Genomic DNA, 13230 nt, shown 5'->3' on the forward strand with positions numbered 1-13230 from the left:
TGTCGGCTTTTTTGTGCTCGCTCGATCTACTTGACCAGCCGCCAGGTGAAGGGATACCGATAAGGCACGCCCTCCCCGGCCTTGACGCCGCCGATGATGGTCAGCACCAGGGCGCCCAACGCCAGCAGGCCGAACAGGACGAAGCCGACCAGCACGAACATCAGCAGGAAGCACACCGCCGAGGCAATGGCGACCGTCAACTGGAAGTTCAACGCCTCCTTGCCCTGGGCGTCGATGAAGGGATCGGTCTCGCGCTTCATCTGCCAGAGGATCAGCGGCCCGATCAGCGTACCGAACGGAATCCACAGTCCCAGCAAGGCAGACAGGTGACAGAACATCGCCCATTGCCGAACCTCATGGCTCGGCGTAGGCAGCGGAAGTTGCTCATCACTCATAACGCTCTCCTTGCCATGGCCGCCTGGATCAATCGGCGAGGGCGGCCTGTTGCAGTTGGAAGATCTCGGTCATGCCCTGCTGGGCCAAGGCCAGCATCGCATTCAGTTCGGCCGGCTGGAACGGCGCGCCTTCGGCAGTGCCCTGGACCTCGATGAAACCACCGGTGCTGGTCATCACCACGTTGAGGTCGGTCTCAGCCGCAGAATCTTCAAGATAGTCCAGGTCCAGCACCGGCTCGCCCTGGTACATGCCCACCGAGACCGCGGCGATCATCTGCTTGAGCGGGTCACCGCCCTTGAGGCCGCCACGCTTCTTGATCACTTTCAGGGCGTCCACCAGGGCCACCATCGCGCCAGTGATGGATGCGGTACGGGTGCCGCCATCGGCCTGGATCACATCGCAATCGACATACAAGGTGATGTCGCCAAGCTTGGACATATCCAGCGCAGCACGCAGCGAACGGCCGATCAGGCGCTGGATCTCCAGGGTCCGGCCGCCCTGCTTGCCACGGCTGGCTTCGCGCTGGTTACGCTCACCGGTGGAGCGCGGCAGCATGCCATATTCGGCGGTCAGCCAACCCTGGCCCTGGCCCTTGAGGAAGCGCGGCACGCCGTTCTCGACGCTGACCGTGCAGATCACTTTGGTATCGCCAAACTCGACCAGTACGGATCCCTCGGCGTGTTTGGTGTAGTTGCGGGTGATGCGGATCGAGCGAAGCTGATCGGCAGCGCGACCACTTGGACGTTTCATAGAGGAACACCTGTACGAGGACGGAAAACTGCCGAACATTATAAGGCCCGCGACCGCGCCAGGGCAGATCAAAAACCGCCAAAGGTCAATTTGCCCCGGCAAAGCCCTGTCACTATGAGCCCACGCCAGGGTTTGGGGGCTCCCACCGCACTGCGCTACAATCCTGCGCCTTCGCAGCCTGTCGGCTTTAATTCATCACTATCAGCCCACCCAATCCATTCATGGTTGGCGCCGGCGCTGAATCGGAGGGACCTCCATGGTGCACAGCATGACCGCCTTCGCCCGGGTAGAACGGGCCGGCACCCAAGGCACCCTGAGCTGGGAATTGCGCTCGGTCAACAGTCGCTACCTGGAACCGCACCTGCGCCTGCCTGAAGCCTTTCGCGACCTGGAAGGCGCGGTCCGCGAGGCCCTGCGCCAGGGCTTGTCGCGAGGCAAGGTCGAATGCACCCTGCGCTTCACCGAGGAAACCACCGGCAAGCCGCTGCAGGTCGACCGCGAGCGCGCAGCGCAGCTGGTGGCCGCCGCCGAGTCCGTTGCCGGCCTGATCAAGCAACCGGCCGCGCTCAACCCCCTGGAAGTCCTGGCCTGGCCCGGGGTCCTGGTCGCGGATGCCAACGACCCGCAGGCCCTGAACAACGACGCCCTGGCGCTGTTCAACCAAGGCCTGAAGGAATTGAAGAATGGCCGCGAGCGCGAAGGCGCCGAGCTGGCCCGACTGATCAACGAGCGCCTGTTCTCTATAGAAGAAGACGTGGCGACCCTGCGCGAACTGGTTCCACAGATGCTCGCGACGCAGCGGCAGAAGATCCTCGATCGCTTCGCCGACATGCAAGCCGAGCTGGACCCGACCCGTCTCGAGCAGGAGATGGTCCTGCTGGCGCAGAAGAGCGACGTCGCCGAAGAACTGGATCGCCTGAGCACCCACATCATCGAAGTTCGCCGTGTACTCAAGTCCGGCGGCGCCGCCGGCCGGCGCCTGGACTTCCTGATGCAGGAGCTCAATCGCGAAGCCAACACACTGGGCTCCAAGGCCTTCGACCCGCGCAGCACCCAGGCTGCGGTCAACCTCAAGGTGTTGATCGAGCAGATGCGCGAACAAGTGCAGAACATTGAGTAAGGCAACTGACATGACCCACAGCACCGGCACCCTGTACATCATTTCCGCCCCCTCGGGCGCGGGCAAGACCAGCCTGGTCAAGGCCCTGATCGACGCCGATGCCAGCATCCGCGTCTCGATCTCCCACACTACCCGCGCCATGCGCCCGGGCGAGACCAACGGGGTGAACTACCACTTCGTCGAGCGCGAAGAGTTCGTGCGGATGATCGAGCACGGCGACTTCCTCGAGCGCGCCGAGGTCTTCGGTAACCTCTACGGGACCTCCCAGAGCCATCTGCAGCAAACCCTGGACGAAGGCCACGACCTGATCCTGGAAATCGACTGGCAAGGCGCCGAGCAGGTGCGCAAGCTGATGCCCCAGGCCCGCTCGATCTTCATCCTGCCGCCATCCCAGCAAGCCTTGCGCCAGCGCCTGACCAATCGCGGCCAGGACAGCGACGAGATCATCGAAGGCCGGATGCGTGAAGCGGTCAGCGAGATGAGCCACTACGTCGACTACGACTACCTGATCATCAACGACGACTTCGCCCATGCCCTGGACGACCTGAAAGCGATTTTCCGCACCAACCAGCTGCAGCAGAAGCGCCAGCAACAGCGTTTCGGCAAATTGCTGGCTGAATTGCTGGGTTGAAAACAGCACTTCCCAAAACCGCTGCAAGCGCTTTACATTGGTGCTTGCAGCGCGTTGAAGGGCTTGGTCAAAAAATCAGCGCTTCCCTAAACGCTGGTGATTTTTTAAACTGTTGAGTCCGCTCGCCCATCCGGGCACCGCGCTTATTGCATTTGCTACGAGGAAGACCATGGCCCGCGTAACCGTTGAAGACTGCCTAGAACACGTGGATAACCGCTTTGAGCTGGTCATGCTCTCTACCAAGCGTGCCCGCCAGTTGGCCACCGGCGGCAAAGAGCCGAAAGTAGCATGGGAAAACGACAAGCCTACCGTTGTCGCCCTGCGCGAAATCGCTGAAGGCCTGATCGACTATGCAGCCATCGCCGAAGCCGAGATCGTCGAAGACGAGCCGCTTTTCGCTGCTTTCGAGGACGAGTCCAACGAGGCCGTCTGAGCCTATGCCTGGTCGACGTAGCACGGCGCGGGATCACAGCCTACGGCAGGAGACATCATGCCGAGCATAGACGCCCTCGCCGATCGCTTATCGACCTATCTCGGCACGGACCAGGTGAACCTGGTCCGCCGAGCATATTTCTACGCCGAACAAGCCCATGACGGTCAACGCCGTCGCAGCGGCGAAGCGTACGTCACGCACCCACTGGCGGTAGCGAACATTCTTGCCGACATGCACATGGACCATCAGAGCCTGATGGCCGCGATGCTGCATGACGTGATCGAAGACACCGGCATCGCCAAGGAAGCGCTCAGCGCCCAGTTCGGCGAGACCGTGGCCGAATTGGTCGACGGGGTCAGCAAACTGACCCAGATGAACTTCGAGACCAAGGCCGAAGCCCAGGCCGAGAACTTCCAGAAGATGGCCATGGCCATGGCTCGCGATATCCGCGTGATCCTGGTCAAGCTGGCCGACCGCCTGCACAACATGCGCACCCTGGAAGTGCTGTCCGGCGAGAAACGCCGGCGGATCGCCAAGGAAACCCTGGAAATCTACGCACCCATTGCCAACCGCCTGGGCATGCATACCGTGCGCATTGAGTTCGAGGACCTGGGCTTCAAGGCCATGCACCCGATGCGTTCCGCGCGGATCTACCAGGCGGTCAAGCGCGCCCGGGGCAACCGCAAGGAAATCGTCAACAAGATCGAAGAGTCCCTGGGCCACTGCCTGGCCATCGACGGCATCCAGGGCGAAGTCAGCGGCCGCCAGAAGCACCTCTACGGTATCTACAAGAAGATGCGCGGCAAGCGCCGGGCCTTCAACGAGATCATGGATGTCTACGCGTTCCGGATCATCGTCGACAAGGTCGATACCTGCTATCGCGTGCTCGGCGCCGTGCACAACCTGTACAAGCCGCTGCCCGGGCGCTTCAAGGACTACATCGCGATTCCCAAGGCCAACGGCTACCAGTCGCTGCATACCACGCTGTTCGGCATGCACGGGGTTCCGATCGAGATCCAGATCCGCACCCGCGAAATGGAAGAGATGGCCAACAACGGCATCGCCGCCCACTGGCTGTACAAGTCCAGCGGCGACGAGCAGCCCAAGGGCACCCACGCCCGCGCCCGCCAATGGGTCAAGGGCGTCCTGGAGATGCAGCAACGGGCCGGCAACTCCCTGGAATTCATCGAAAGCGTGAAGATCGACCTGTTCCCGGACGAGGTCTACGTCTTCACGCCCAAGGGCCGGATCATGGAGCTGCCCAAGGGCTCCACGGCGGTCGACTTCGCCTACGCGGTGCACACCGACGTGGGCAACAGCTGCATCGCCTGCCGCATCAATCGCCGCCTGGCGCCACTGTCCGAACCGCTGCAAAGTGGCTCGACCGTGGAAATCGTCAGCGCCCCGGGAGCCCGGCCGAACCCCGCCTGGCTCAACTTCGTGGTCACCGGCAAGGCCCGCACCCACATCCGCCATGCCCTCAAGCTGCAACGTCGCTCCGAGTCCATCAGCCTCGGTGAGCGCCTGCTGAACAAGGTGCTCAACGGCTTCGACAGCGCCCTGGAGAAAATCCCGGCCGAGCGGATCCAGGCGATCCTCCACGAATACCGCCTGGAACTGATCGAAGACCTGCTGGAAGACATCGGCCTGGGCAACCGCATGGCCTACGTCGTGGCCCGCCGTCTGCTGGGCGAGGGCGAACAGCTGCCGAGCCCAGAGGGCCCACTGGCCATCCGTGGCACCGAAGGCCTGGTGCTGAGCTATGCCAAATGCTGCACACCGATCCCGGGCGACCCCATCGTCGGCCACCTGTCGGCCGGCAAGGGCATGGTGGTGCACCTGGAAAACTGCCGCAACATCAGTGAAATCCGCCACAACCCGGAAAAATGCATCCAGCTTTCCTGGGCCAAGGATGTCACCGGCGAGTTCAACGTCGAACTGCGCGTCGAGCTGGAGCACCAGCGTGGCCTGATCGCCCTGCTAGCCAGCAGCGTCAACGCCGCCGACGGCAACATCGAGAAAATCAGCATGGACGAACGCGATGGCCGCATCAGCGTGGTCCAACTGGTGGTCAGCGTGCACGATCGCGTGCACCTGGCCCGCGTGATCAAGAAACTGCGCGCCCTGATCGGAGTCATCCGCATCACCCGCATGCGTGCCTAACCCGCCTCAAAGCCCGCCCATTACAAGGAGTCATTCATGACCAAGACCGTTATTACCAGCGACAAGGCCCCGGCCGCCATCGGCACCTACTCCCAGGCGATCAAGGCTGGCAACACCGTCTACATGTCGGGCCAGATCCCGCTGGATCCAAAGACCATGGAACTGGTCGAAGGCTTCGAAGCCCAGACCGTCCAGGTGTTCGAGAACCTCAAGTCGGTCGCCGAGGCTGCTGGTGGCTCGTTCAAGGACATCGTCAAGCTGAACATCTTCCTCACCGACCTGAGCCACTTCGCCAAGGTCAACGAGATCATGGGCAAGTACTTCGAACAGCCCTACCCAGCTCGCGCCGCCATCGGCGTGGCCGCCCTGCCAAAGGGCGCGCAGGTCGAAATGGATGCCATTCTGGTCATCGAGTGACACCCTCGGCGCGGCCGTCCAGGCCGCGCCGTTTTCGTTCTGAAAGGATTTCATCATGCGCAAAGCGCTAGCTGTTTCGCTGCTCGCCGCAATGCTCGGCGGCTGTGCCAGCGACCCCGCCAAACACGATGTCGGCGGCATCTGGATCAATCAGGTAGCGATCGACGCCGCCTCCAAGGGCGGACCTTTGCGTGAAGCCCTCCAGGCCAATGGCCCGACCCTGGAGTGGGAGATCAACACCAAGGCTGGCCAGGCCCGCTACACCAATGGCTTCGAGACCGTCGAAGGCAAACTGCCCAGCGAAAGCACCGACTCCGCCAAGATCGAGGTCTACGGCAGCACCCCTACCGAACTCAAGCGCAACGGCAAGCGCCTGCTCCAGGTCGCCAACGACAACGAACCCGAGCAAGTCTTCGACCGCCCCAAGGAGCCAGCCCCCGAAGGCGCACCCCTGGGCGCCAACTTCGAGCGCGCCCTGTACTCGGCGTACCTGGGCGGCAAATGGAAGATCGTCAACGGACCTGGCCTAGGCAACGGCGTGGAGTTCCAGGCCGACGGCGCAGTACAAGGCCTGCCGGGCGTGGACCGCTATGCCCTGTGCCTGGCCGGCGACTGCGCCTCGATGAGCGGCGGCAACGACAGCATCTGGCTGCAACTCAATGGCCGTGGCAACTCCTGGATCTTCGTGCGCAAGGATCAACAACTGGAGATCTTCCAGGCGGTCAATACCGCCCTGGCGGACGAGGTTCCATCGCTGACCCCGGGCAACCAGCAGTGGCTGCTGGAGAAGCAGTAATTCGCCGGTGAACGCTGCCGCAGTCGGTGACAAGGCCCGCAAGGCCTTGCGCCTTAGCGGTAGCGGCTCCCCTCGGGAGCCGGCCCCGGCCTTGGCACAGGCGACAAGCCAGAAACCTCAGTCCTGCCCTTCAAGAATCGCCGCATACCCCTCGCGATAGCTGGGATAGCGTGGCACCCAACCCAGGGCCTTCGCCCGGGCGTTGCTGCAACGTTTGCTCCCGGTGCGCCGGACGCTGGAGTCCGCCGCCCATTCCGTCACTCCCAGGTACTCGCGCAGCCAGCCGACCACCTCTGCCAGCGGCGCAGGCGCATCGTCCACGCCAATGTAGCAATCCTCCAGCACCACCCCCGCGTGATCGGCCTTGAGCAGGCAGGCCAGCAAGCCGGCGGCATCGTCGGCGTGGATACGGTTTCCATACAACGGCGGCTCCACCGCTACTCGATAGCCCCGACGCACCTGGGTCAACAGCCACTCACGCCCAGGCCCATAGATGCCGGTCAGGCGCACCCGGCTGGCGGGAATTCCACTATCCAAGGCCACTTGCTCCGCCTCCAGCATCAGGCGCCCGGAGTAGGCATTGGCCTCGGCGGGAGAGCTTTCATCGATCCACTCGCCATCCTTCTGTTCGTAGACGCTGCTGCTGGACACGAACAACAGGCGCTTGGGGCGCTGGCCGTGCTGATTGAGCCAGCCCAGCACGTGCTGCAACCCCTCGACGTAGGCGGCGCGATACCCAGCCTCATCATGCTCGGTGGCCGCGGCGCAATACACCAGGTAGTCCAGGGGTTCCCGGGGCCAGTCCGTCGGGCACTGCTCGCTGAACAAATCGCCGGCGACGCCAAGTACCCCCTGGGGCAAATGCGACACCGTACGACGCAAGCCATGGACTCGCCATTGCTCGGCCAACAGTTGAGTCGCCAGGCGACTTCCGACATCGCCGCAACCGGCGATCAGAATAGAGGGGGCAGACATCAGAAAACTCCTTGCACAAAGGTCAAGCCTAGCTTTCGCAGTGGACGAACGGCTAGCAATCGAAGAAAAAAAGATACTCTATTACTTCTGTTAACAAGAATTACTTGCAATAATGACCACCCATTTTGTTCTCGGCCCTGCGAGGCCTAGAAGGACATTCACCCTATTCTCCTCTCAGGTCCGGCCAGCATGACAAGCAACCCATTCTCCGTCTCGCCAACCACACGCCCAAGCCCGCTGCGCACCATGGGCGCAGCCGCCGCGCTGCTGTGCAGCCTGCTGCTGGCCCCGACCGCAGCCTGGGCCGACCAGCACGCACCAGCCACGGCTCCAGCCGCCTCTGCGCCGGTCGCCGAGCACCCAGCCACCGATCCGGCAGCACCTGCCACGGCTCCCGCCGCAGCTGCGGCAAACGACGAACAAGCTCCGGTCGATGGCCAGCCAGTAGCCGCCCAGGACCTCCCCGAAGTCCTGGAAGCCGACAACACCCTGGGCATGGCCCACGACCTGTCGCCCTGGGGCATGTACCAAAACGCCGATATCATCGTGAAACTGGTGATGATCGGCCTGGCCATCGCCTCGATCATCACCTGGACCATCTGGATCGCCAAAGGCTTCGAGCTGATGGGCGCCAAGCGCCGCCTGCGCCATGAAATCGCTGCCCTGAAGAAGGCCACCAACCTCAAGGAAGCCAGTGCCAGCGCAACCAAGCAAGGCACGCTGACCAACCTGCTGGTTCACGACGCCCTGGAAGAAATGCGCCTGTCGGCCAATAGCCGTGAGAAAGAAGGCATCAAGGAGCGCGTAAGCTTCCGTCTGGAGCGTCTGGTAGCCGCCTGCGGCCGCAACATGAGCAGCGGCACCGGCGTGCTGGCCACCATCGGCTCCACCGCCCCCTTCGTCGGCCTGTTCGGTACCGTGTGGGGCATCATGAACAGCTTCATCGGCATCGCCAAAACCCAGACCACCAACCTCGCCGTGGTTGCCCCGGGCATCGCCGAAGCCTTGCTGGCCACCGCCCTGGGTCTGGTCGCCGCGATTCCGGCAGTGGTGATCTACAACGTCTTCGCCCGCTCCATCACCGGCTACAAGGCCCAGGTGACCGACGCTTCGGCTGAAGTCCTGCTGCTGGTCAGCCGCGACCTGGACCACCAGCCAGGCGAGCGTTCCGCACAACCGCACATGGTGAAAGTGGGGTAATCGGCCATGGGCTTGCATTTGAAGGAAGGGGCAGGCGACGACCTGGCCGAAAACCACGAGATCAACGTCACGCCGTTCATCGACGTGATGCTGGTGTTGCTGATCATCTTCATGGTGGCCGCTCCCCTGGCCACCGTAGACATCAAGGTCGACCTCCCCGCCACCAGCGCCAAGCCGGCGCCGCGCCCAGAGAAACCAGTATTCCTCAGCGTCAAGGCCGATCAGCGTCTGTTCCTCGGCGACGACGAGATCAAGGCCGAGACCCTGGGCGCCGCCCTCGACGCCAAGACCCAGGGCAAGAAGGACACCACGATCTTCTTCCAGGCCGACAAGGGCGTTGACTACGGCGACCTGATGAGCGTGATGGACAACCTGCGTGCGGCCGGCTACCTGAAGGTCGGCCTGGTCGGACTCGAGACGGCAGCCAAGAAATGATCACGACGCGCCAAAGACTGACGCGTTACAGCGGTAGCCTGGCCGTGGTGCTGGGCGTCCACGCGGCGGCGATCGCACTCGCCCTCAACTGGTCCAAGCCACAGCCGATGCCCATTCCACCCCAAGCCATGGTGGTCGAATTGGCGCCTGCCCCTGTGCCGCCTCCTCCGGCACCACCGAAAGTGGTGACCCCGCCACAACCACCGGCGCCGGTGGAAGAGCTGCCGCTGCCCAAACTCGCCGAAGCGCCCAAGCCCACCATCTCGGTGCCCAAGCCGGCCAAGCAGAAGCCCAAGCCACAGCCGCCCAAGCCCGTAGTCAAGCCTGAGCCGCCGAAGGAAAAACCTTCCGACGAAAAGCCCAGCGACGCTCCGGTGACGCCGGCAACGTCGAGCAACCCGGCACCGGCGACCCCAGGTCCATCGCCAGCCCAGGCGGCCGCCAAGGCCAACTGGCAGGGCGAGCTGCAGGCGCACCTGGCCAAGTACAAGCGCTACCCGAGCGAAGCCCAGCGACGCGGCAAGGAAGGCACCAACTCCCTGCGCTTCGTGGTGGATGCCGAAGGCAAGGTACTGTCCTACGAGCTGGTCGGGCGCTCAGGCAATGCCGACCTGGATCGCGCCACCCTGGACATGATCCGTCGCGCCCAACCGCTGCCCAAGCCACCCGCCGACATGCTCAACAACGGCAGCGTGGAAATCACCGCCTCGTACAACTACGAGATCGACCGCAGCCGCGGCCGCCGCTGATCCAAGGCAAGGGCACCGCAGGGTGCCCTTCGCATTCAACCCGTCAGACACAGGCATTGGCGGGTGTCGCACTCCTCCCTCAGTCTGATAACGTGCGTCTATCGATTGCAGCCGTTATGCTTGGCCGCAACCTCACGGACGCCCGCTATGACCCTTACAGAACTGCGCTACATCGTTACCCTTGCCCAGGAGCAGCATTTCGGCCATGCCGCCGAGCGTTGCCACGTCAGCCAGCCCACCCTCTCGGTCGGCGTGAAGAAGCTCGAGGACGAACTCGGCGTGCTGATCTTCGAGCGCAGCAAGAGCGCCGTGCGCCTGACACCGGTAGGCGAAACCATCGTCGCCCAGGCGCAGAAGGTCCTGGAGCAGGCCCAGGGCATCCGTGAACTGGCCCAGGCCGGCAAGAACCAGCTGACCGCCCCCCTCAAGGTCGGCGCCATCTATACCGTCGGCCCGTACCTGTTCCCCCACCTGATTCCACAGCTGCACCGGGTCGCCCCGCAGATGCCGCTGTACATCGAGGAAAACTTCACCCACGTGCTGCGCGACAAGCTGCGCAACGGCGAGCTGGACGCGATCATCATCGCCCTGCCGTTCAACGAAGCCGATGTGCTGACCCTGCCGCTGTACGACGAACCCTTCTATGTGCTGATGCCCAGCGACCACTCCTGGACCCGCAAGGAAACCATCGACGCCAGCCTGCTCAACGACAAGAGCCTGTTGCTGCTGGGTGAAGGCCACTGCTTCCGCGACCAGGTCCTGGAAGCCTGCCCGACCCTGACCAAGGGCAACGACGGCGCCAAGCACACCACCGTGGAGTCCAGCTCGCTGGAAACCATCCGCCACATGGTCGCCTCGGGCCTGGGCGTCTCGATCCTGCCGCTGTCGGCGGTGGACAGTCACCACTACGCCCCCGGGGTCATCGAGGTCCGTCCGCTGACCCCGCCGGCACCATTTCGCACCGTGGCCATCGCCTGGCGCGCGAGCTTCCCGCGGCCCAAGGCCATCGAGATCCTCGCCGACTCGATCCGCCTGTGCTCCGTGGCCAAGCCGCCCGTCGCCAGTTAAGCCGTCACCATGACCGAGTTGTCGAAGGTGCCGGTGACGGCGCTCAAGGGCGTCGGCGAAGCCATGGCCGAGAAGCTGGCCAAGGTCGGCCTGGAAAACCTCCAGGACGTGCTGTTCCACCTGCCCCTGCGCTATCAGGACCGTACCCGCGTGGTCCCCATCGGCGCCCTGCGCCCGGGCCAGGATGCGGTGGTCGAGGGTACCGTCAGCGGCGCCGACGTGGTCATGGGCAAGCGCCGCAGCCTGCTGGTGCGCCTGCAGGACGGTACCGGCGGCCTGAGCCTGCGCTTCTACCACTTCAGCAACGCCCAGAAGGAAGGCCTCAAGCGTGGCACCCGGGTACGTTGCTACGGCGAGGCCCGCCCGGGCGCCTCGGGGCTGGAGATCTACCACCCTGAATACCGCGCCATCAGCGGCGACGAACCACCGCCGGTGGACCAGACCCTGACCCCCATCTACCCGCTCACCGAAGGCCTGACCCAACAGCGCCTGCGCATGCTCTGCCAGCAGAGCCTGGCCATGCTCGGCCCCCGCAGCCTGCCGGACTGGCTGCCCGAGGAGCTGGCCCGGGACTATCAGTTGGCGCCCCTGGACGACGCGATCCGCTACCTGCACCACCCACCGGCCGACGCCGATGTCGATGAGCTGGCCCTGGGTCATCACTGGGCCCAGCACCGCCTGGCCTTCGAAGAGCTGCTGACCCACCAGTTGTCCCAGCAGCGCCTGCGCGACAGCCAGCGCTCCCAACGCGCGCCGGTGCTGCCAGTGGCCAAGAAGCTGCCGGCCCGCTACCTGAAGAACCTGGGCTTCGCTCCCACCGGCGCCCAGCAGCGAGTAGGCAACGAGATCGCCTACGACCTGAGCCAGCCCGAACCCATGCTGAGGCTGATCCAGGGTGACGTCGGCGCCGGCAAGACCGTGGTCGCCGCCCTGGCGGCCCTGCAAGCGCTGGAGGCCGGCTACCAGGTGGCGCTGATGGCGCCCACCGAGATCCTCGCCGAACAGCACTTCATCACCTTCAAGCGCTGGCTGGAGCCGCTGCGCCTGGAAGTCGCCTGGCTGGCCGGCAAGCTCAAGGGCAAGAGCCGCAGCGCCGCCCTGGAACAGATCGCCGCTGGCGCGCCCATGGTGGTGGGTACCCACGCACTGTTCCAGGACGAAGTGCAATTCAAGAACCTGGCCCTGGTGATCATCGACGAGCAACACCGCTTCGGCGTCCAGCAGCGCCTGGCCTTGCGCCAGAAAGGCGTGGGCGGCCGGCTTTGCCCGCACCAGTTGATCATGACCGCCACGCCCATTCCCCGGACCCTGGCCATGAGCGCCTATGCCGACCTGGACACCTCGATCCTCGACGAATTGCCGCCGGGGCGTACTCCGGTGAACACCGTGCTGGTGACCGACAGCCGGCGCATCGAGGTGATCGAGCGAGTGCGCGCCGCCTGTGCCGAGGGACGCCAGGCCTATTGGGTCTGCACCCTGATCGAGGAGTCCGAGGAACTCACCTGCCAGGCCGCCGAGACCACCTACGAGGACCTCTCCAGCGCCCTCGGCGAACTGCGGGTGGGGCTGATCCACGGCCGCATGAAGGCGCCGGAAAAAGCCGCGGTCATGGCCGAATTCAAGGCCGGCAACCTGCAACTGCTGGTGGCCACCACGGTGATCGAGGTCGGGGTCGACGTGCCCAATGCCAGCCTGATGATCATCGAGAACCCGGAACGCCTGGGCCTGGCGCAACTGCACCAGTTGCGCGGCCGGGTCGGCCGTGGCAGCGCCGCCAGCCACTGCGTACTGCTCTACCATCCACCGCTTTCACAAATCGGTCGTCAACGCCTGGGCATCATGCGTGAAACCAACGACGGCTTCGTCATCGCCGAAAAGGATCTGGAATTGCGCGGCCCGGGGGAAATGCTCGGCACCCGGCAGACCGGCCTGCTGCAGTTCAAGGTCGCCGACCTGATGCGCGATGCCGACTTGCTGCCCGCCGTGCGCGACGCCGCCCAGGCACTGCTGGAGCGCTGGCCGACCCACGTCAGCCCACTGCTGGAGCGCTGGTTGCGCCACGGCCAGCAATACGGTCAAGTGTGAACCAAGCCTCAG

At 64.2% G+C, this 13230-nt stretch carries 14 protein-coding genes; 11 read left to right on the forward strand and 3 right to left on the reverse strand.

The window, feature by feature from the left end; all coding sequences use genetic code 11:
• Positions 1–26: 26 nt before the first annotated feature.
• Together C4K40_RS30660 and rph are read right to left on the reverse strand one after the other, a co-directional pair.
• Positions 27–395 carry a DUF4870 domain-containing protein gene (locus tag C4K40_RS30660; RefSeq protein WP_053133636.1) on the reverse strand — a complete coding sequence of 123 codons (369 nt, stop codon included), beginning with the start codon at positions 393–395 and terminating at the stop codon, positions 27–29.
• Between the two features lie 28 nt (positions 396–423).
• On the reverse strand, positions 424–1146 hold the full coding sequence (gene rph / locus C4K40_RS30665) for a ribonuclease PH (RefSeq protein ID WP_022641842.1): 723 nt from the start codon (positions 1144–1146) through the stop codon (positions 424–426).
• A 256-nt stretch (positions 1147–1402) separates the two neighbouring features.
• On the opposite strand from rph, the gene C4K40_RS30670 reads away from it, so the two are divergent.
• The 6 genes from C4K40_RS30670 (at position 1403) to C4K40_RS30695 (ending at position 6706) form a co-directional block, all read left to right on the forward strand.
• Positions 1403–2266, forward strand: a complete 864-nt coding sequence (locus C4K40_RS30670; protein WP_053133627.1) for a YicC/YloC family endoribonuclease — start codon at positions 1403–1405, stop codon at positions 2264–2266.
• A 10-nt stretch (positions 2267–2276) separates the two neighbouring features.
• Positions 2277–2897 (forward strand): guanylate kinase, encoded by a 621-nt coding sequence (gmk, locus tag C4K40_RS30675; protein WP_022641844.1) that lies wholly within the window; start codon positions 2277–2279, stop codon positions 2895–2897.
• 169 nt (positions 2898–3066) lie between these two features.
• Positions 3067–3330: a DNA-directed RNA polymerase subunit omega gene (gene rpoZ / locus C4K40_RS30680; protein ID WP_007921129.1), complete on the forward strand. Its 264-nt coding sequence runs from the start codon at positions 3067–3069 to the stop codon at positions 3328–3330.
• A gap of 57 nt (positions 3331–3387) precedes the next feature.
• On the forward strand, positions 3388–5493 hold the full coding sequence (gene spoT / locus C4K40_RS30685) for a bifunctional GTP diphosphokinase/guanosine-3',5'-bis pyrophosphate 3'-pyrophosphohydrolase (protein ID WP_022641846.1): 2106 nt from the start codon (positions 3388–3390) through the stop codon (positions 5491–5493).
• Between the two features lie 36 nt (positions 5494–5529).
• The gene (locus C4K40_RS30690) at positions 5530–5910 is read left to right on the forward strand and encodes a RidA family protein (RefSeq protein WP_003176922.1); all 381 of its coding nucleotides are present in this window, start codon (positions 5530–5532) and stop codon (positions 5908–5910) included.
• A 55-nt stretch (positions 5911–5965) separates the two neighbouring features.
• The gene (locus C4K40_RS30695; protein ID WP_022641847.1) at positions 5966–6706 is read left to right on the forward strand and encodes a hypothetical protein; all 741 of its coding nucleotides are present in this window, start codon (positions 5966–5968) and stop codon (positions 6704–6706) included.
• Positions 6707–6823: 117 nt separating this feature from the next.
• Here the strand turns inward: C4K40_RS30695 and C4K40_RS30700 are convergent, their stop codons facing one another.
• Positions 6824–7681, reverse strand: a complete 858-nt coding sequence (locus C4K40_RS30700; RefSeq protein ID WP_022641849.1) for an NAD-dependent epimerase/dehydratase family protein — start codon at positions 7679–7681, stop codon at positions 6824–6826.
• Between the two features lie 189 nt (positions 7682–7870).
• Between C4K40_RS30700 and exbB the strand changes: the two genes are divergently transcribed.
• From exbB to recG, 5 genes are all read left to right on the forward strand, one after another.
• Positions 7871–8881, forward strand: coding sequence for a tonB-system energizer ExbB (exbB, locus tag C4K40_RS30705; protein ID WP_031320699.1), 1011 nt, complete (start codon positions 7871–7873; stop codon positions 8879–8881).
• Between the two features lie 6 nt (positions 8882–8887).
• Positions 8888–9316: a TonB system transport protein ExbD gene (exbD, locus tag C4K40_RS30710; protein ID WP_022641851.1), complete on the forward strand. Its 429-nt coding sequence runs from the start codon at positions 8888–8890 to the stop codon at positions 9314–9316.
• On the forward strand, positions 9313–10065 hold the full coding sequence (locus C4K40_RS30715; protein ID WP_022641852.1) for an energy transducer TonB: 753 nt from the start codon (positions 9313–9315) through the stop codon (positions 10063–10065). The genes exbD and C4K40_RS30715 overlap by 4 nt, the downstream gene beginning before the upstream one ends.
• A gap of 147 nt (positions 10066–10212) precedes the next feature.
• A complete protein-coding gene (locus tag C4K40_RS30720; protein ID WP_022641853.1) occupies positions 10213–11133 on the forward strand; it encodes a hydrogen peroxide-inducible genes activator in 921 nt (306 codons plus the stop codon).
• 9 nt (positions 11134–11142) lie between these two features.
• Positions 11143–13218 carry an ATP-dependent DNA helicase RecG gene (gene recG, locus C4K40_RS30725; RefSeq protein WP_053133625.1) on the forward strand — a complete coding sequence of 692 codons (2076 nt, stop codon included), beginning with the start codon at positions 11143–11145 and terminating at the stop codon, positions 13216–13218.
• Positions 13219–13230 lie beyond the last annotated feature (12 nt).

This window comes from Pseudomonas sp. CMR5c, assembly GCF_003850545.1.
GTDB classification, from domain to species: domain Bacteria; phylum Pseudomonadota; class Gammaproteobacteria; order Pseudomonadales; family Pseudomonadaceae; genus Aquipseudomonas; species Aquipseudomonas piscis.